This is a genomic window from Pseudonocardia sp. Ae150A_Ps1, from assembly GCF_001932315.1.
Lineage (GTDB): Bacteria > Actinomycetota > Actinomycetes > Mycobacteriales > Pseudonocardiaceae > Pseudonocardia.
Genome location: NZ_MCIJ01000001.1, coordinates 608,915 through 626,873, shown reverse-complemented (window position 1 = coordinate 626,873; position 17,959 = coordinate 608,915). Strand labels below are relative to the sequence as shown.

The window sequence follows — 17,959 nt, the reverse complement described above, 5'->3', positions numbered from 1 at the left end:
CGCCGGTACCGGCCGGTAGTGCGTTAGGTTCTGCCCCCGTGGGACGCAGCGTGCTCGTGACCGGAGGAAACCGCGGCATCGGCCTGGCGATCGCCCAGGCGTTCGCCGCCCAGGGCGACCAGGTGGCGGTGACCTATCGCTCCGGCAAGGACGGGGTGCCCGACGGCCTGCTCCCGGTGCACTGCGACGTCACCGACGCCGAGTCGGTCGACGCCGCCTTCACCGAGGCCGAGGCCGCGCACGGCCCGATCGAGGTGCTCGTCTCGAACGCCGGGATCACCGACGACGGCCTGCTCATGCGGATGAGCGAGGAGTCGTTCACCGGGGTCGTCGACGCCAACCTGACCGCCGCCTACCGGGTCGCCAAGCGCGCCTCGCGGGGCATGCTGAAGGCCAAGGCCGGCCGGATGGTCTTCGTCTCGTCGGTCGTCGGGCTGTCCGGCTCGGCGGGCCAGGTGAACTACGCGGCGTCCAAGTCCGGGCTGGTCGGTCTCGCCCGATCCGTCGCCCGCGAGCTCGGCAGCCGGGGTATCACGGCGAACGTCGTCGCCCCCGGGTTCGTCGACACCGACATGACCCGCGCGCTGTCCGACAAGCGCCGCGAGGAGATCCTCGGTTCCGTGCCGCTGGGCCGCTACGCCGAGCCGGCAGAGATCGCCTCGGTCGTCACCTTCCTCGCCTCGCCCGGCGCGGCCTACGTCACCGGGGCGGTCGTCCCGGTCGACGGCGGCGTCGGCATGGGCCACTAGACACCCCGAACCCGCGCCACCACCCCGAAAGGACGACATGGGACTGCTCGACGGCAAGCGCCTGCTGATCACCGGAGTGATCACCGACGCGTCGCTGGCCTTCCACTCCGCCAAGATCGCCCAGGAGCAGGGCGCCGAGGTGGTGCTCACCGGGTTCGGCCGGATGCGCCTCGTCGAGCGGATCGCGCAGCGGCTGCCGAAGCCGGCCCCGGTGGTCGAGCTGGACGTGTCGGACCAGGAGCAGCTGGACTCGCTCGCCGACCGGGTACGCCCGCACCTGGGTGACGACCCGCGCCTCGACGGCGTCCTGCACTCGATCGGGTTCGCGCCGGCCGGTGCCCTCGGCGAGGGCGCGTTCCTCACCGCCGAGTGGGAGGACGTCGCCACCACGATCCAGGTCAGCGCCTTCTCGCTGAAGTCGCTGGCCATGGCGTGCAAGCCGCTGATGGGGCCGGGCGCCTCGATCGTCGGGATGGACTTCGACAACCGGCAGGCGTGGCCCGCCTACGACTGGATGGGCGTCGCGAAGTCGGCGCTCGAGTCCGTCACCCGCTACCTGGCCCGCGACCTGGGCAAGGACGGGATCCGGGTCAACCTGGTCGCCGCCGGGCCGGTGAAGACGATGGCAGCCAAGTCGATCCCCGGCTTCGGCGCGTTCGAGGACGTCTGGGACAAGCGTGCCCCGCTGGGCTGGGACATGAACGACCCGGTGCCGGTCGCGAAGACCGTCTGCGCGGTGCTGTCGGACTGGATGCCGACCACCACCGGCTCGATGGTGATGGCCGACGGCGGGGTGCACGCGGTCGGCGTCTGACGCCGGGCGCGCGGGCGCCGGGGCCGGGGTCGATAATCGGACCCGTGCCCGAACACCCCTGCACCGACCCCGACGCCATCCTGGTGCTCAGCTTCGGCGGTCCCGAGGCCCCCGACGAGGTCCGTCCCTTCCTGGAGAACGTGACCCGGGGCCGCGGGGTCCCGCCGGAGCGGCTCGACGCCGTCGAGGAGCACTACCAGCACTTCGGGGGCGTCTCGCCGATCAACGCCCGCAACCGGGAGCTCGTCGAGGCGATCGCCGCCCGCACCGAGCTGCCGGTGTACTTCGGCAACCGCAACTGGCACCCGTTCGCCGAGGACACCGTCCGTGAGATGGCCGGGGCGGGCGTCCGGCGGGCACTGGTGTTCGCCACCAGTGCCTACGGCGGCTACTCGGCCTGCCGGCAGTACCACGAGGACATCGCCCGGTCCCGCGACGCGGTCGGCGACGTGGCACCGGAGCTGGTGAAGCTGCGGCACTTCCACGACCACCCGGACTTCGTGCGGGCCAACGCCGACGCCGTCCGGGCCGCGCTGCTGGGCCTGGACGACGGCCGGCGCGAGCACGCCCGCCTGGTCTTCACCGCGCACTCGATCCCGAACTCCGCCGACGCGGCCGCGGGCACCCCCGCCGAGGGCGGGCACCGCTACTCCCGCCAGGTCGCCGAGACGTCGGCGCTGGTCGCGGCCGAGCTGGGTGTCGACGACTTCGACGTCGTCTGGCAGTCGCGCTCCGGTCCGCCGCAGGTGCCGTGGCTGGAACCCGACATCGTCGACCACATCGACGACCTGCACGCCAAGGGCGTCCCGGCGGTCGTCGTCGCGCCGGTCGGGTTCGTCTCCGACCACGTCGAGGTGATCTGGGACCTCGACAACGAGGCCGCCGAGCGGGCCGCGGAGCACGGCATGGGCTTCGCCCGCGCCGCGACCGCCGGCCCGGACCCGCGGTTCGCCGACATGGTGATCGCGCTGGTCCGCGAGCACACCGACGGCGCGGACGCGCCCCGGCTGGGCGTCGTCCCCGCCGCCGGGTGCACCCGCGACGGCGCGCCGTGCGCGGTGGACTGCTGCGTCCCGCAGCGCCGTCCGGCCCGGCCGAGCTGAACCCGGGCCGTCAGGCGCGCACGATGCGGGCGAGGTGCGCGGGCACGTCGACCCGGGTGCCCGCCGGCTCGCCGCAGGACGCCGCCAGGTCCGGGGTGACGACACCGCGGTAGGTGGTGCGGCCGACCGACACCACCGACCAGTCCGGCCCGGCGAAGGCGGTGCGGATCTCCGACTCGTCGATGACCGGCCCGAACTCGGCGTCCGCGCCGGTCCGGGCCAGCGCCAGGAGGTGCACGACGCCGCCCGGTCGCACGATCCCCGCGAGCGCGCGGGCGTAGCGGGCCTGGTCGCCGGCGTCGAACACGTGGAACAGGGCGCTGTCCAGGACCGTGTCGAACGGCCCCGGCCCGGCCGGGTCGAGGGCGTCGGCGACGGTGAACCGGGCGGTGACGCCGGCGGCCGCGGCGCGGGCCGCGGCCCGCTCGACGGCGGCGGCGGAGCCGTCCGCGCCGAGGACGTCGTACCCGCGGCGGGCCAGCAGGATCGTGTGCTCGCCGGTACCGCAGCCGAGGTCCGCGACGGCTCCGGTGAAGGCGCCCGCGTCGGCGAGTGCGACGACCGCGGGCTGCGGCTCGCCGATCACCCAGGGCGGGTCGCCGTCGCGGTAGGCCTGCTCGAACCGGGCGACCGGCGGGGTGACGTCCATGGTGTCCTCCTCCTCGAACGGATCCCGGCCAGCCTGCGAGCTGAAGCCGGGTCGAGGTCAAGTCGCCGGGTGACGACCGCGTAACCGTTTGCGCCTTCCATTGCCTTTTGTCCGTCTTTCGGGTGAGGTGCCGGATCATGACGACAGTGCTTCCCCCGGGTGCGGCCACGAGCTCTCCACCCGCCGACGTCCTCGCCGCCGCCCCGCCACCGGCCGGGGTCCTCGAGAGCATCGAGAACGCCGTGAACACCGTGTTCGACCCGATCTCCTCGGGGCTGTCGAGCATCGTGTTCTACGAGGTGACCGTCTTCGGGATCAGCTTCCCGTGGATCGTGGCCTGGCTGATCCTCGCCGGGATGATCTTCACCGTGTACTTCGGATTCGTGCAGTTCCGGAGCCTTGCACTCGCGGTGCGGATCGTGCGCGGCCGCTACACCCGCAAGGACGAGCCGGGTGAGATCACCCATTTCCAGGCGCTCGCGTCAGCGCTGTCCGGGACGGTGGGGTTGGGCAACATCGCCGGCGTCGGTGTCGCGGTGACCATCGGCGGCCCGGGTGCGACGTTCTGGATGATCGTCGCCGGGCTGCTGAGCATGGCGACGAAGTTCGTCGAGTGCACCCTCGGCGTGAAGTACCGTGAGGTGCACGCCGACGGCACCGTCTCCGGCGGACCGATGCACTACCTGCGGCTCGGTGTCGCCGAACGGATCCCGAACGGCTTCGGCCGGGGGCTGGGCAAGGTGCTGGCCGCGGGTGCGGCGGTCATGATCCTCTTCTTCGGCGTGGCCGGCGGGAACATGTTCCAGGCCAACCAGACCTTCGCCCAGCTGCGCGAGGTGACCGGTGGCGAGTCGGGGCTGCTCGGCAGCAGCGGTGCCGCGCTCGGTTTCGGCGTGCTGCTCGCGCTCGTGGTCGGCGCGGTCGTGTTCGGCGGGATCCGGTCGATCGGCGCCGTGACCGGCCGCCTCGTCCCCGCGATGGCGATCATCTACGTGGCGGCCTGCCTCGTGGTCATCGCCGTGAACATCGCCCAGGTGCCCTCCGCGATCGGACTCATCCTCGCCGGTGCGTTCAGCGCCGAGGGCGTGGTGGGCGGCGCGATCGGCGCGTTGATCGTCGGTTTCCAGCGGGCGGCGTTCTCCAACGAGGCCGGGCTCGGATCGTCCCCGATCGCACACTCCGCCGTGCGGACCCGGAACCCGGCGACCGAGGGCTATGTGGCGATGATCGAGCCGCTCGTCGACACCGTGCTCATCTGCACGATGACGGCGCTGACCATCGTGATCGCGGGTACACCGTTCTGGGCGGAGGCCCGGGCGACGGCGTTCGCGAGCGGCGGCGACGACGTGCCGGACGGCGTGCTCGTGACCTCGGACGCGTTCGCGACCGTGCTCCCGTGGTTCCCGTACGTGCTGGCGCTGGCAGTGCTGCTGTTCGCGCTCTCGACGATCATCACGTGGGGGTACTACGGCCAGAAGGCCTGGACCTACCTGTTCGGGAAGAGCCCGGTCAGCGAGCGGATCTACCAGACCGTCTTCTGCCTGTTCGTGATCGTCGGTTCGGTGCTGACGCTGGGCAGCGTGCTGGACTTCGCCGACGCCGTCCTGTTCCTGCTGGCGGTCTTCAACATCATCGGCCTCTACCTGCTGGCCCCGATCGTGAAGCGTGAGGTGCGCGCCTTCCGGGAGCGGCTGCGGCAGGGCGAGATCACCGAGGTGGAGCCCTCCGAACGTTCCATGCTGTGAGGACCCGTCACCGGTCCGGTCGCGGATCGGTGACGAGCCCGGTGACCAGGTCCGCTGCGCTCCCGGACCGGGAGCGCAGCGACCGGTCGTAGTGCCGGGTGGTGGCGATGCTGGCGTGCCCGACGTCGGCCTGCACGTGCTGGATCGGGGCGCCCGCCTCCAGGGCGAGGGTGACGTAGGCGTGCCGCAACGTGTGCGGATGTATCCGCTCGGCGACGTCGGCGAGCGCGGGCCCGGCCGCCCGGGCGATACGGCGCAGCAGATGGTGCAGGTCGTGGCGCGAGCAGCGCCCGCCGTCGCGGGTGGCGAGCAGCGGTGACCGGCGGTCCGCGGAGCCGCGGGTCGGGAGCGGGTCGCCGTACTCCCGGTCGCGCAGCAGCAGGTAGCCGGTGAGGGCGTCGATCGTGGCGTCGCCGGGGAAGACCTCCCGCACGGTGCCGCCCTTGCCCCGCACCCGCAGCACCCGTTCACCGCCGGAGACGACGAGATCGTCGCGGTCGAGGCCGGTGATCTCGGAGATCCGCAGCCCCAGGCAGAGCAGCGCGACGAAGGCGACGGCGCGGGCCGCGTACAGCTCGCGGTGCCGGGTGCGGTTCGGAAGGTCCGCGGCGGCCGTCCAGAGCTCCCGCACCTGGCCGGCGGTGAGCCGGATCGTCGGCGACGGGTCGCGGGACGTGCCCGCCAGTCCGAGCCGGCCGCGGTGCAGCGCGGCCGGGTTGCCGCCGAGCACGCCCTCCTGGGCGAGGAACGCGTAGAACGCCGACACCGTCGACAGCATCCGCGCGCGGGTGCGCTTGCCGGCGCCCGCCGCGTCCAGAGCGTGCAGCCAGGTCGTGACGTGTGCGGCCGTCACCGCACGCGGGTCGAGCCGGTGCCCCGCGCACCACCGGAAGAAGGCGAGACGGTGCAGCCGCCCGCGGCGGGCCGGCGGGGGAGTGCGGCCGTGCCCCGGCCGCTCCGGCCGCGGCACACCGGTGACGGCGTCGGCCCACTCCGGGGGCAGGCCGAGCGCGTAGGCGTAGGTGCGGCGGGTCTGGGCCGTCCCGTACCCGGCGAGCCAGCGGGCGACGAGTGTCCGGAGCTCCGCGGGGTCGTCGACGCCCGGCCAGTCGGCGCCGGTGCCGTCGTCGTGCGGGCCGGGGACCTCCGGGGCCGGACGCGCGGGCAGCGCGGCGGACGGGGTGGGATCGGCCATCGGAGGTGATGCTCCCACCGGTCGCGCGCCGGCCGGTGTTCCCACGCCAGGGCCGGGTCCGTGAGGACGGCGACGAGCGGGGTGATCGGACTTTCGGCCGAGCCCCCACGGCCCGTTTCCACCGGACGGCCGATCCGCGCGCCCGGACGCGCCGATCATGCTGCGCGGGTCCGGTCACCGTCCGAACGGGAGAGTCCATCGTGAGCCGCACCGCCGTCCTGCCCGTACCGGGGGTGGGCGTCCCGTGAGCGAGCGGCTGCGCGTCCTCGACGTCCTGCGCGGGATGGCGATCGCCGGGATCGTCCTGGTCAACGTGCCGGACATGCTCCTGCTCGATCCGCTCGGGGCCGGGTCGGCGCCGCTGCGCACCGGGCTCGACCTCGTCGTGCAGGGGCGCCTCGTCCCGATATTCGAGGTGCTGTTCGGCGCCGGGATGTTCCTCGTCGCCCGCTCCGCCCTCGACCGCGGCCGCTCGCCGTGGCCACCCCTGCTGCGCAGGCTGCTCGCCCTGCTCGGGATCGGTCTGCTGCACCAGCTCGTGTATCCCGGTGAGATCCTCGCGGTCTACGCGGTCGTCGGGCTGGTGGTCCTCCTGGTGCCCCGGGCGGTCCAGCTCGCCCTGGGGGTCGTGGCCACGGCCGTCGTCGTCGCCGTGGCGGGGAGCTCGGTGCTGGAGACCCCGGGCCTGTTCCTGATCGGTGCGGCCGGTGCGGCCTACGGGGTGCCGGCCGTGCTGGAGCGGGCCGGGCCCCCGGTGTGGTGGGCCATGGCGATCGCCGTGCCGGTCGCCGCGGTGGCGCTGTACCTGCAGATCCTCGAACCGGGCGACCCTCGTTTCACCGTCGCCGGCGGCCGGGCCGGGTTCGCGCTGGCGGTCGTGTACGTCCTGGCGGTCGCGCTGGTCCTGTCCGGTCCGCTGCGCCGGGCGGTGTCCGTGGTGTTCGCCCCGCTCGGCCGGATGGCGCTGACCTGCTACCTGACGGCGTCGCTGGTCGTGGTGCCGGTCGGAGCCCTGCTCGCGCTGCCGGGATCGGGGAACCTGCCCGCGGCACTCGGGCTCGCGGTCGCCGTCGTCACCGCGCAGTCCGTGGCCTGCCGGTTCTGGCTGCGCCGGGCGGACCAGGGGCCGGTCGAGTGGTTGTGGCGGGTGGTGACCTGGGGCTCGTGGCGGCGGACCACGGCGGCGCCGTCGTCGTCGTGAGTCCGGGTCTCAGACCGCCCGCCAGGCCCTGGCGATCAGTTCGGTGGACCGCAGCCGGTCCTCCAGCGTCGGCGCCACCGTCTCGACCACCAGCTCGTCGGCCTCGACGGCGTCGACGATCGCGGCCAGCCGCTCGGCCACGGCGCGCGGGGTGCCGGTGACCCGGGTCCGCAGCCGGTCCTCCAGGGCGACGGCGTCGTCGGTGTCCAGCGGCGGCATGAGGGCCCGCTCGTCCGCCGTCGGGTGGTAGGACGGCCCACGGTCCCGGTCGAGACCACGCAGCCAGACGTCGTACCCGGCGGTGAGATCAGCGGCCTCCGCCCCGGTGCGCGCGGCGAGCGCCGACACCGCGACGGCCACGTGCGGCCGGTCCCGGTACGGGCCGGGGGTGAACCGCGCGCGGTAGTCGTCGACGGCCTCGAGCGCCGTCGTCGGGCGGGCGAAGTAGGCGATGCCCAGCGGCAGTCCGGACCGCGCCGCGTAGCCGGAGCTCTCCCCGGCCGCCGTCGCGTGTACCCAGACCTGCGGCGGGACGGCGTCGAGCAGCCGCACCGGATCGCCGTGCAGCCCCGGCTCCTTCCCGTCGAGCAGCCGCAGCAGCTGGTCGCAGCGCCCGGAGAAGGTGCCCAGCCCGCGTTCCAGGAGCCGGGCCTCGACCCGGGAGCGGTCCTGGTCGCCACCCACGGTGCGCGGGATGCGGTCGGCGTCGGACCGGCCGAGCCCCAGGTCGGTCCGGCCGCCGGAGAGCGCGGAGAGGAGCAGCGAGTCCTCGGCGAGCCGCAGGGGCGGGTGGTGGGCGACCGGTGTCGCGGCGACGCCGAGGCGGATCCGCCCGGTGCGGGCGGCGAGGTGCGAGAGCAGGACCATCGGGCTGGTCGAACCGAGTCCGGGGGTGAGGTGGTGCTCACCGACCCAGTAGCGCAGCAACCCGAGCGACTCGGCGTGCTGGGCCATGGTGATCGCGCCGTCGACGACGTCGGCGGCGGACCCACCGGGCCGCACCGGGGACAGGTCCAGGCAGGACAGCGGGATCGTGGACAGCGGTGCTCCTCGGGCGGCCGGGCGCGGGGTGCGGTGGCACGGACGGCAGGCGAATCCTGGGCCCGCACCCCGGCGGGGTCAATCCGGCGGACGGAGCCACGTGGGTGCCGCCGGACGCCACTCACGGGGCGCGGCCTCACGGCCCCCGACCAGCATGGTCGCAGGGGCGGCCGGGTACGGCCCCGCCGGGGGAGCGGCCCGGACCGGCGCACGGTCTCACCCGCCGCAGGTGATCCGCCGACCCGGTGGGCCGACCACGATGACCTGCGACCGGACCGGGTTCGGCAGCGGAGGGGCCGGTATGGACGCGATCCCGAGCGGCCACGGCGACGTGGCCCCCGCCGGTGAACTCGGACCGCTCGCCCGGGCCAGGGTCCGGTCCCTGCTGACCGGGTCGATCTTCGCGATGGCGGTGCTCGTCTACCTCGGTGACCGGGAGACGACACTGGTGGCGGCGGTCGGCACGGTGGCAGGCACGGGTCTGGTGGTCTTCTTCGGGGAGGCGTACGCGGGTCTGCTCTCGGCCTCGCTCGCGTCGGTGCGTGCGGTCCCGTGGACCGAGGTGCGGGACGAGCTCGGTGCGAGTTCGGCGGCGGCGGCGCCCGGTGTCCTGGCGGGGGCATCCTGCTGCTCGTGGACCTGGCGGGTTCCACCGTGCAGACCGGCATCGACATCGCGTTGTGGGCGGGCGTCCTCACGCTGACGGTGTGCAGCGTCCTCGAGGGCCGGGGCTCGCACCGGCCACTGCCGGTCCGGATCGCGGCCGTCGCCGGCTCGGTCCTGCTGGGAATCGGAATCATCGTCCTGAAAGCCGCACTCCACTGACGGTGATCACGGATCGGGAAGCAGGGTGGCCGTATCCGGCCGGTTCCCTTCCCGATCCGTGATCACCGGGGTCCGGTCAGGCGGGGCCGAAGCGGAATGCGGGGTGGGTGCCGGTGGACCGGGCGGTGAAGGGGTGGAGGAGGCGGATCACCTCCGTGCGGGCCGTGGCGGGGTCCACCGCCCCGTCGCCGAAGGGGGCCAGGGCGTTCACCAGGTACGCCGCGTCGCGGCCCCGCACCGAGTCCGGGACCCGCGGGGCCCGGCCCGCCGCCCCGCCGAGGTGCCGGATCCCGGTCACCGCCATCGGGCCGGTGCGGGTCGCGACCCGGTCGAGGCCGGCCGGGTCGAGCCCGTCGACGAGGACGCAGTCGCCCAGGTAGACGTGCGGGAACTCCGGCTCGGCATACACCCGCGCGGAGTCGACGGGATCGAGCGGACCGACCGTGTCGTCGTCCCAGCCGACGGCCGCGCGCAGCGGCGCGAGCCACCGGTCGGCCTCGGCGGTCGTCCCGGTGACCGTGACGCCGGACCCGCAGCACCCGGCGCCCGCGGAGGTGCGGCGGCAGGAACGGCAGGTCCGGGTAGGGCACGACCGAGACGCCGGACGTCACCGCGTCGGGCAGCCCGGCCGTCCACGAGGCCCAGGCGTGCAGCGGAGCCGGGTCGCCGGGCTCGTCGGCGGGGCCGAGGACCGTCACCAGCCCGCCACCGGTGAGGGGGTCCGCGGGGAGCAGGCCGATCGTCACCGCGGTCACGACCTCCCCGGGCCGCAGACCGGTCCCGCGCAGCCGCGTGAAGACCTCCCCGCCCGTGACCTCGCGGACGCCGTCGCGGTCCACCACCTCGATCGACCGCACGTGGTCGGCCGCCCAGCCGTCGGACCGGACGGCGAGGCCGAGACCGCCGCCGGACAGGTACCCGGCCACCCCGACCGACGGGGCGCTGCCGCTCGGCGCCCGCAGGCCGTGCGGTGCCGTCGCGGCCGCCACGTCCGCCCAGGTCGCGCCGGCCCCGACCCGTGCCGACGCCGTCGCCGGGTCGACACCGACCCCGCTCATCGCCGAGGTGTCGAGCAGGACCCCGCCCGCGGCGGGGACCCGGAGCCCGTGGCCCGACGCGTGCACCGTCACCGGCGCGCCGTGCCGGTCGGCGACGTCGAGCACGGCGGCGACGTCCGCGGGACCGCCGGCGGCGACGGTGACCTCGGACCGGTGCGCCGTCCCGGTCTGGAAGCAGGTGCCCGGCGCGGCGCCGGTGACGACCCGGCCGGTGACGCGGGCGGAGAGAGCGGTGTGCAGGGACTGTGTCGTCGTGGTCATGGCAACGAGCCTGCGACGCCGAGCGACATAAGTCGAAGAGCTGGTTCATCTAGCCGCTAGCATTCTCGTTTATGGAACTGCGGCATCTGCGCTACCTGGTCACCGTGGTCGACGAGGGCACCGTCACTGCGGCCGCGGAGAGGCTGCACGTCGCGCAGCCCGGCGTGAGCGCGCAGCTGCGGCAGCTGGAACGGGAGCTGGGGGAGACCCTCCTCGAACGCGGTCCCCGTGCCGTCGTGCCGACCGAGGCAGGACGGGCGGTGCTGCCGCACGCCCGGGCCGCGCTGGCCGCCGTCGAGGGAGCCCGGGACGCCGTCGCCGCCCTCCGCGGGCTCGTGCAGGGCCGGGTCGCGGTGGGGATGGCCAGCTCGCTGCCCGACACCGTGCTCGCCGACCCGGTGGGCGACTTCGCCGCCGAGCACCCCGGGGTCGAGGTGACACTGCGCGAGGGCACCACCGACGAGCTCGTCACGGATCTGCGTGCCGGTCGCGTCGATCTGGCGGTCCTCGGGTTCCCCACCGCACCGCCCGACGGGCTCGACGGCCGGGTGCTGGTCGAGTCCGAGCTGGTCGCCGCCGTCGCCGCGGACGACGCCGTCGCCGGCGACGCGGTGCTCCCGCTCGCCGAGCTGGTGCGGCGCCCGTTGATCTGCCTGCCCCGCGGCCACGGACTGCGCACCGCGCTGGACGGCGCGCTCGCGGCGCACGGCCTGACCGCCCGCGTGACGTTCGAGTCCGGTGCGATGAACCTGCTGCTGCGCCTCGCCGCCCGCGGGGCGGGGACGGCCGTCGTCCCGGCACCGGCGCTGCGGGCCGCCGCGGTGCAGGTGCTGGAGCGGCCGCCGGCGGCGCTGGCGCTCGAACCGGAGGTGCGGACCCGGCTGCACCTGGTGTGGCGCTCGGGCGGGCCCGGGGGACCCGCCGCGCGCGCGTTGCTCGACCGACTGCTCGGCTGACCCCGCGGCCGCTCAGGTGCGGGGGACCGACACCAGCACCCGGACGGCCTCGGCGACGGCGGCGCGCCGTGCCACCCGGACCGCGGACGCGATCGGCCGCAGCGCGTCGGAGCGGGCCACCGCGGCCGACGCCGACAGCGCGCCGCCCGGGGCGTCGCCGTTCGCGGCGGAGAGGATCGCGTCGACCTCGTCGGCCTGCTGGAGCACCCGCAGCGCCTGCGGCGGCATGCCGTCCGGCCACAGTGCACGCGGCCGGCCGCGCAGCGCCGCGGCGATCTCCTCGCGCACACCCGGCCGGTGCCGGGCGACGCCCATGTCGGACAGCGCCGCCGCGGCGTTGCGGACCTGTCCGCGCAGGTCCCGCTCGGCCTCGTTCAGCGCCACGTACTCCGGCACCGGCCCGCTGTCGGGCACCGCGTGGACGGTCCAGCGGACGACGCCGTCGGCGATCGGGGACGGGACGACGCCGAGCCCGGCGTCCGGGAACAGGACGCCCTCGCCGGCCGTCGTCGCCTCGCGGGAGAACGGGCCGGGGCCGGGCAGCCCGCGCACGTCACCGGGGGCGGGCAGCACGACGCGGGCCGACCCGCGCGGCGCCGCCCGGCGGACGGCGGCCAGCAGCAGCGTGGTCGACGTCGGGGTCGTACCGGGGCCGGGAAGGTCGGTCAGGGCAGCCGTCCCGTCGTCGGCGGCCAGGACGTCGTGCGCCTCCGACCACGGCGCGAGCGCGTCGAGGACGTCGTCGGGGGCGGCGGTCCCGGCCAGCCAGGCCGAGGCCCAGACGGCAAGGGTCGCGGAGGCACTGGACACGGCCGTCAGGCTAACGATCGTGGGCGCCGTGCACACCCGGCAGGAGGGTGACGCTGAGTGCCCACGAGTCAGCGGGGTGTGACCACGACCGGGTGGGCGTGTCGTACACCGGTGACGGGCGGGTCCCGCGGCGATACTCGACGACCATGAGCCGGACCCACGACTACCGCGGCGCGTTCGACGCCGCAGGCACCCGTGCCGCGCGCCCGTCCCGCGTCGCGGAGGTCCCGGCCGAGCCCGGCCTCGTCGTGGAGGACCCGGCGAGCGGGTTCTGCGGAGCGGTCGTCGGGATCACGGGGTCCGAGGTGACGCTGGAGGACCGCTTCGGCGGGCGGCGGATCTTCCCGCTGCGGCCAGCTGCGTTCCTGTTCGAGGGCGCTCCGGCCACGCTGGTGCGCCCGAAGGCCGCGCCGGCCGGGCGGACGCTGTCGGCGTCGGGGTCGGTGCACGTCGCGGGCCACCGGGCCCGCACGGCCCGCGCCGCCCGGATCTGGGTCGAGGGCCTGCACGACGCCCACCTGCTCGAGCAGGTGTGGGGGCACGACCTGCGGGTGGAGGGTGTCGTCGTCGAACCCCTGCACGGCGTCGACGACCTGGCCGCCGCCGTCCGCGACTTCGCACCCGGGCCGCACCGCCGTCTCGGGATCCTGGTCGACCACCTCGTCGAGGGCACCAAGGAGACCCGGCAGGCGCGCGAGGCGTACCGCGCCACCCGGGAGGCGCAGCACCACGTGCTCGTCACCGGTCACCCGTACGTCGACGTGTGGCAGGCGGTGAAACCGTCCGTGGTCGGGATCCGGGAGTGGCCGGTGATCCCGCGGGGGACGGACTGGAAGACCGGGGTGTGTGCCCGGCTCGGCTGGGGCGAGCCCGCGGACGGCGCGCGCCGGGTGCTGGGCGCGGTCTCGAGCTACCGCGACCTGGAGTCGCCGATGATCGGGGCCGTCGAGCGGCTGATCGACTTCGTGACGGCGATCGAGGAACCGGACGCGAGGGCCTGAACCGGCTGCGCCCCAATAACGATCAGGCCAACCGACGGTGGATCCGCGCCGCCGAATGTCCGATTCTGGCACCCTGGACGCATGACACCGGCACTGATCTGGCTGCTCGTCGGGGTGGTCCTGGTCGGGGCGGAGTTCGTGTCCGGCGAGCTGTTCCTGGTGATGCTCGGCGGGGGTGCGCTCGCCGCGGCCGGGGGCGCCGCGCTCGGACTGGGGCTGCTGCCGAGCGCGGGACTGTTCGCGATCGTGTCCGTGCTGTTGCTGCTGGCCGTCCGGCCGGTCGCGAAACGGAAGCTGCAGGAACGGATGGGGTCGCTGGAACGCCACCAGGACCGGTTCGTGGGCTCCGCCGCCGAGGTCGTCCAGCGCGTCGACGGCGAGGGCGGCCAGGTCCGGATCGGCAAGGAGGTCTGGTCGGCCCGCGCGATGGACGGGCGCGAGGTCCTCGAGGCGGGCACGACCGTCACCGTCCTGCAGGTCACCGGCGCTGCCGTGCTCGTGACCGGCCGGGGGGAACTGCCGGCGTCCTGAGCGCCGGCGATCGAGCCCCGGGGACTCCGGGGCGTACGTGAGCGCCGGTCCTCCGGCGCGCATCGAGGGGAGGCCGGATGGATGCCGGTGTGATCATCGCGATCGTCCTGCTCGTCCTGGTCGTGACGATCGTCGTCAAGTCGATCGTCATCGTGCCGCAGGAGTGGGCGTACATCATCGAGCGGCTCGGCCGCTACCACAGCACCCGGGAGGGCGGCCCCGCCATCCTGGTGCCGTTCGTGGACCGCACCCGGGAGCGGGTCGACCTGCGGGAGCAGGTCGTGTCCTTCCCACCGCAGCCGGTCATCACCCAGGACAACCTGACGGTGAACATCGACACGGTCGTCTACTTCAAGGTCAACGACGCCAAGGCCGCGGTCTACGAGATCGCCAACTACATCGCCGGTGTCGAGCAGATCACCACCACGACCCTGCGGAACGTGGTCGGCGGGATGACGCTGGAGCAGACCCTGACCTCGCGGGACCGGATCAACACCGCTCTGCGCGGCGAGCTCGACGAGGCCACCGAGCGCTGGGGCATCCGGGTCGCCCGGGTCGAGATCAAGGCGATCGACCCGCCGCCGTCCATCCAGAACTCGATGGAACAGCAGATGAAGGCCGACCGTGAGAAGCGGGCCATGATCCTCACGGCGGAGGGCCAGCGGGAGTCGGCGATCCGCAGCGCCGAGGGTCAGAAGCAGTCGCAGATCCTCACCGCCGAGGGTGCCAAGCAGGCGTCCATCCTGGAGGCCGAGGCCGAGCGGCAGGGCGAGATCCTGCGCGCGCAGGGCCGCCGGGCCGCGCAGTACCTCGAGGCACAGGGTGCGGCGAAGGCGATCGAGAAGAAGTTCGCCGCGATCAAGGCAGGCCGGCCGACCCCGGAGCTGCTCGCCTACGAGTACCTCCAGACGCTGCCGGAGATGGCGCAGGGCGAGGCCAGCAAGATGTGGGTCGTGCCGTCCGACTTCGGCAAGGCCCTGGAGGGCTTCACCCGCATGCTCGGGGCGCCCGGCGACGACGGCGTCTTCCGCTACACCCCCAGCCCGGACGACGGCACGGTGTCGCGTCCCGCCGCCGACGACGACTCCGTCGAGGACTGGTTCGACACCTCCACCGACCCGGAGATCGCCCGGCAGGTCGCCGAGGCCACCGCGGCGGCCCAGGCGGAGGTGCCGCCGGTCGGCGACCGCCCGGCGTCCGGGGGCGACGGTGGCGGGTCCTCCCCGTCGCAGATCGAGGCGTCCCGCCAGGTCCCGGGACTGAGCACCACCCCGGGCGACGTGCAGCCGCACCCGAACGGTGAGCACCAGGGCTGACGCCCCGCTCCACCCGTCCCCTCAGCGGCCCGGGGAACCGCCGTCCGGCACCGCCGGACCGCGGCTCCCCGGGCCCGCTCATGCCAGGACGAAGCCGTAGGGCAGTTCGAGGCGGTGCCTCGCCAGCAGGGCATCGTCGGCGAGGAGATCCCGGGTCGGGCCGTCGGCGGTGACCACGCCGCCGTCGAGGACGACGCTGCGCGGGCACAGCTGCAGTGCGTACGGTAGGTCGTGGGTGACCATCAGCATCGTCACGTCCAGCCCGAGCAGGACCTCGGCCAGTTCGCGGCGGGCCACCGGGTCCAGGTTCGACGACGGCTCGTCGAGAACCAGGATCTCCGGGTCGCAGGCGAGCACCGTCGCCAGCGCCACCCGGCGCCGCTGGCCCCCGGAGAGGTGCAGCGGGGACCGGTCGGCGTGCCCCTCCATCCCGACCGCGCGCAGCGCCGTCCGGACCCGGTCGGTGAGCGCGTCGCCGCGCAGCCCGAAGTTCGCGGGCCCGAACGCGACGTCCTCGCCGACGGTGGGCATGAACAGCTGGTCGTCCGGGTCCTGGAAGACGATCCCCACCCGGCGCCGGATCTCCTGCAGGTTCGGCCGCTCCACCGCCAGCCCGCCGACCTCGACCGACCCCTCGCCGCCGCCGAGGATCCCGTTCAGGTGCAGCACGAGCGTCGTCTTCCCGGCGCCGTTCGGACCGAGGAGCGCGACCCGTTCCCCACGGGCGACGGTGAGGTCGACCCCGTAGAGGGCCTGGTGGCCGTCGGGGTAGGCGTAGGCGAGATCGTGCAGGCGCAGCGACGGGATCACGTCGGCAACCAGCCCGATCCGGCGAGCACCAGCGCGACGGCCGCCGCCGACAGCCCGGCGACCCACTGCCGGGCGGTGGTCCGGGTGCCGCCCAGCGGCGGCATGGTCCCGGTCCAGCCGCGGGACAGCATCGCTAGGTGCACCCGCTCACCACGCTCGTAGGAGCGGACGAACAGGGCTCCGATCCCGCGTGCCGTGGCCGCGGCCTGCCAGAGGAACCGCGGGTCGTGCCCGCGGGAGATCCGGGACAGCCGCATCCGGCGGGCCTCCCCGGCGATCACCTCGGCGTAGCGCAGCATCAGCGTGGCGATCGTGGTCACGATCGCCGGGGCCCGCAGCCGTTGCAGGCCGACGAGCAGGTCGCGCATCGGTGTCGTCGCGGCGAGGGTCAGCGAGGTCAGGACGCCGAGGGTCCCCTTGACGAGGATGTTCCACGCCCCGAGCAGGCCGGGCCCGGACAGTGCGAACCCGAGGACGTCCACCGACGGCGGCGGGCCGGTGAGCGGCAGCAGCACCGCCAGCACGACGAACGGCAGCTCGATCAGCGACCGCCGCAGGATCCAGCCCGGCGGGATCCGCGCCGCGGTCCAGACCGCCACGAGAAGCAGCGCGAACCCGCCGAACACCGCGAACGCCTCCCGCGGCGTGGCGACCACGCACACCACGACCAGGAACGCCGAGACGATCTTGACCTCGGGCGGGAGCCGGTGCACGGGGGAGTCGTGTCCGAGGTGCAGCGGGTGGGTGTGCCCCGCTCCCATCAGACGGTCCCCGCCGGCCGGCGCCCGGTCACCGGGACCGGCGGCGGAGCAGCAGGAACACCCCGCCCGCCACGACGACCGTCACCACCACTCCGGCGACGCCCGCGATCCCGGTGGTCCCGTCGGCACCGCCGACCGCGTAGCCGGCCAGCGGGCTCGACGCCGTCGCGTGCTCGCCCTCGTTCTGCGCGATGCAGCTGCCCTCCAGGCGCTCCTCGCCCTGCGGGGTCTCGACGACCGTGCAGCCGTCGCGGGCGACCGTGTCGAGGCCGTCGGGGTCCGGGGAGGCCAGGGAGGACAGCAACCCGGCGACGAGCAGCGACACCAGGAGGAACCCGGCGAGGAACACCGCGGTGCGCCGGCCGGTGGCGGGGGTGGTCATCGGGCCGTCCCTCCGGTCCCGGACGGGGACCGGCGCACGAGCGGCACCGACGTCCCCCTGAGCAGGTACACGAGATCGGGCCGCACCGCGGCGACCGCGCCGACGGTCGCCGCGGTGATCACGCCCTCGCCGATCCCGATCAGCACGTGCAGCCCGCCCATCAGCGCGAACACGGTGCCGAGCGTCGCGCCCCCGGCTCCGCCGATCGCGTACTCGGCCACGAAGCCCACCGCCGCGACGACGGTGTTGAGCAGGGCCGCCACGAAGGCGACGCCGACGAGACCGCCCCGGGACCGGAGGGCGAGCGGGCGCAGTGCCCTGGCGACGAGCCAGCCGACCGTCACGCCGATCACCGCCATGTTGGTGATGTTGAGCCCGAGGGCCGTGAGACCACCATCGGCGAACAGCAGGGCCTGCACGACCAGGACGATCGAGATCGAGATCATCCCGACCCACGGGCCGACGAGGATCGCGACCAGGGCGCCACCGAGCAGGTGCCCGCTGGCACCGGGCAGGATCGGGAAGTTGATCATCTGGACGGCGAAGACGAACGCCGTCACCAGCCCGGCCATCGGGGCCGTCCGGTCGTGAGGTCGGCGCGGGCCCGGACGACGGCCAGTGCGAGCGCGCCGACCGCCACCACGCCGAAGAGCAGCGCGGTCGGCCCGTTCACCAACCCGTCGCTCATGTGCATGGCGACCGCATGGGTCTGCATCGCGCCCCCTCGCCGGGTCCGGTGGACCGGCCGCCA

General features: G+C 74.5%; 18 protein-coding genes and 1 pseudogene. 10 read left to right on the top strand and 9 right to left on the bottom strand.

Features of this window, described 5'->3' with window-relative positions:
- The first annotated feature begins 38 nt into the window (after window positions 1-38).
- Genes fabG through Ae150APs1_RS02780 form a run of 3 tightly spaced genes read left to right on the top strand, consistent with a single transcriptional unit; the run spans window position 39 to window position 2,666 of the window.
- A complete protein-coding gene (gene fabG / locus Ae150APs1_RS02790) occupies window positions 39-749 on the top strand; it encodes a 3-oxoacyl-ACP reductase FabG (RefSeq protein WP_060575884.1) in 711 nt (236 codons plus the stop codon).
- A gap of 37 nt (window positions 750-786) precedes the next feature.
- Window positions 787-1,563, top strand: coding sequence for an enoyl-ACP reductase FabI (gene fabI / locus Ae150APs1_RS02785; protein ID WP_010225228.1), 777 nt, complete (start codon window positions 787-789; stop codon window positions 1,561-1,563).
- A 44-nt stretch (window positions 1,564-1,607) separates the two neighbouring features.
- The gene (locus Ae150APs1_RS02780; protein WP_075295571.1) at window positions 1,608-2,666 is read left to right on the top strand and encodes a ferrochelatase; all 1,059 of its coding nucleotides are present in this window, start codon (window positions 1,608-1,610) and stop codon (window positions 2,664-2,666) included.
- A 10-nt stretch (window positions 2,667-2,676) separates the two neighbouring features.
- On the opposite strand, the gene Ae150APs1_RS02775 is transcribed toward Ae150APs1_RS02780, so the two are convergent.
- The gene (locus Ae150APs1_RS02775) at window positions 2,677-3,315 is read right to left on the bottom strand and encodes a class I SAM-dependent methyltransferase (protein WP_075295569.1); all 639 of its coding nucleotides are present in this window, start codon (window positions 3,313-3,315) and stop codon (window positions 2,677-2,679) included.
- A 137-nt stretch (window positions 3,316-3,452) separates the two neighbouring features.
- On the opposite strand from Ae150APs1_RS02775, the gene Ae150APs1_RS02770 reads away from it, so the two are divergent.
- Entirely contained in the window at window positions 3,453-5,060 is a 1,608-nt protein-coding gene (locus tag Ae150APs1_RS02770) for an alanine/glycine:cation symporter family protein (protein WP_075295567.1), read from the top strand.
- 7 nt (window positions 5,061-5,067) lie between these two features.
- Here Ae150APs1_RS02770 and Ae150APs1_RS02765 read toward each other — a convergent pair whose 3' ends face one another.
- Complete coding sequence (locus Ae150APs1_RS02765) at window positions 5,068-6,255, bottom strand: tyrosine-type recombinase/integrase (protein WP_075295566.1); 1,188 nt, start codon at window positions 6,253-6,255, stop codon at window positions 5,068-5,070.
- A 244-nt stretch (window positions 6,256-6,499) separates the two neighbouring features.
- On the opposite strand from Ae150APs1_RS02765, the gene Ae150APs1_RS02760 reads away from it, so the two are divergent.
- A complete protein-coding gene (locus tag Ae150APs1_RS02760) occupies window positions 6,500-7,456 on the top strand; it encodes a DUF418 domain-containing protein (protein ID WP_075295564.1) in 957 nt (318 codons plus the stop codon).
- Between the two features lie 9 nt (window positions 7,457-7,465).
- Here the strand turns inward: Ae150APs1_RS02760 and Ae150APs1_RS02755 are convergent, their stop codons facing one another.
- Entirely contained in the window at window positions 7,466-8,473 is a 1,008-nt protein-coding gene (locus Ae150APs1_RS02755; RefSeq protein ID WP_256385608.1) for an MsnO8 family LLM class oxidoreductase, read from the bottom strand.
- A gap of 657 nt (window positions 8,474-9,130) precedes the next feature.
- Between Ae150APs1_RS02755 and Ae150APs1_RS30920 the strand changes: the two genes are divergently transcribed.
- Window positions 9,131-9,322 (top strand): hypothetical protein, encoded by a 192-nt coding sequence (locus Ae150APs1_RS30920; RefSeq protein WP_139316787.1) that lies wholly within the window; start codon window positions 9,131-9,133, stop codon window positions 9,320-9,322.
- A gap of 76 nt (window positions 9,323-9,398) precedes the next feature.
- On the opposite strand, the gene Ae150APs1_RS33225 is transcribed toward Ae150APs1_RS30920, so the two are convergent.
- Window positions 9,399-9,731: a hypothetical protein gene (locus Ae150APs1_RS33225; RefSeq protein WP_249266185.1), complete on the bottom strand. Its 333-nt coding sequence runs from the start codon at window positions 9,729-9,731 to the stop codon at window positions 9,399-9,401.
- Between the two features lie 981 nt (window positions 9,732-10,712).
- On the opposite strand from Ae150APs1_RS33225, the gene Ae150APs1_RS02740 reads away from it, so the two are divergent.
- On the top strand, window positions 10,713-11,597 hold the full coding sequence (locus tag Ae150APs1_RS02740; protein ID WP_075295555.1) for a LysR family transcriptional regulator: 885 nt from the start codon (window positions 10,713-10,715) through the stop codon (window positions 11,595-11,597).
- A 12-nt stretch (window positions 11,598-11,609) separates the two neighbouring features.
- On the opposite strand, the gene Ae150APs1_RS02735 is transcribed toward Ae150APs1_RS02740, so the two are convergent.
- Window positions 11,610-12,407, bottom strand: coding sequence for a hypothetical protein (locus Ae150APs1_RS02735; RefSeq protein ID WP_060633731.1), 798 nt, complete (start codon window positions 12,405-12,407; stop codon window positions 11,610-11,612).
- A gap of 146 nt (window positions 12,408-12,553) precedes the next feature.
- On the opposite strand from Ae150APs1_RS02735, the gene Ae150APs1_RS02730 reads away from it, so the two are divergent.
- The 3 genes from Ae150APs1_RS02730 to Ae150APs1_RS02720 all read left to right on the top strand — a co-directional run bounded on the left by Ae150APs1_RS02730 (window position 12,554) and on the right by Ae150APs1_RS02720 (window position 15,255).
- On the top strand, window positions 12,554-13,408 hold the full coding sequence (locus Ae150APs1_RS02730) for a DUF3097 domain-containing protein (protein ID WP_050802182.1): 855 nt from the start codon (window positions 12,554-12,556) through the stop codon (window positions 13,406-13,408).
- 81 nt (window positions 13,409-13,489) lie between these two features.
- Complete coding sequence (locus tag Ae150APs1_RS02725; RefSeq protein WP_075295553.1) at window positions 13,490-13,939, top strand: NfeD family protein; 450 nt, start codon at window positions 13,490-13,492, stop codon at window positions 13,937-13,939.
- Window positions 13,940-14,016: 77 nt separating this feature from the next.
- Window positions 14,017-15,255, top strand: coding sequence for an SPFH domain-containing protein (locus Ae150APs1_RS02720; protein WP_075295551.1), 1,239 nt, complete (start codon window positions 14,017-14,019; stop codon window positions 15,253-15,255).
- 78 nt (window positions 15,256-15,333) lie between these two features.
- On the opposite strand, the gene Ae150APs1_RS02715 is transcribed toward Ae150APs1_RS02720, so the two are convergent.
- From Ae150APs1_RS02715 to Ae150APs1_RS02700, 4 genes and pseudogenes are all read right to left on the bottom strand, one after another.
- Entirely contained in the window at window positions 15,334-16,065 is a 732-nt protein-coding gene (locus tag Ae150APs1_RS02715) for an ABC transporter ATP-binding protein (protein WP_075295549.1), read from the bottom strand.
- Window positions 16,062-16,826 (bottom strand): cobalt ECF transporter T component CbiQ, encoded by a 765-nt coding sequence (gene cbiQ / locus Ae150APs1_RS02710; RefSeq protein ID WP_075295547.1) that lies wholly within the window; start codon window positions 16,824-16,826, stop codon window positions 16,062-16,064. The genes Ae150APs1_RS02715 and cbiQ overlap by 4 nt, the downstream gene beginning before the upstream one ends.
- 28 nt (window positions 16,827-16,854) lie before the next feature.
- Window positions 16,855-17,208, bottom strand: coding sequence for a PDGLE domain-containing protein (locus tag Ae150APs1_RS02705; protein ID WP_075295545.1), 354 nt, complete (start codon window positions 17,206-17,208; stop codon window positions 16,855-16,857).
- Window positions 17,205-17,923: pseudogene (locus Ae150APs1_RS02700) on the bottom strand (energy-coupling factor ABC transporter permease). Before Ae150APs1_RS02700 ends, Ae150APs1_RS02705 begins: the two are co-directional and overlap by 4 nt.
- Window positions 17,924-17,959: the final 36 nt, after the last annotated feature.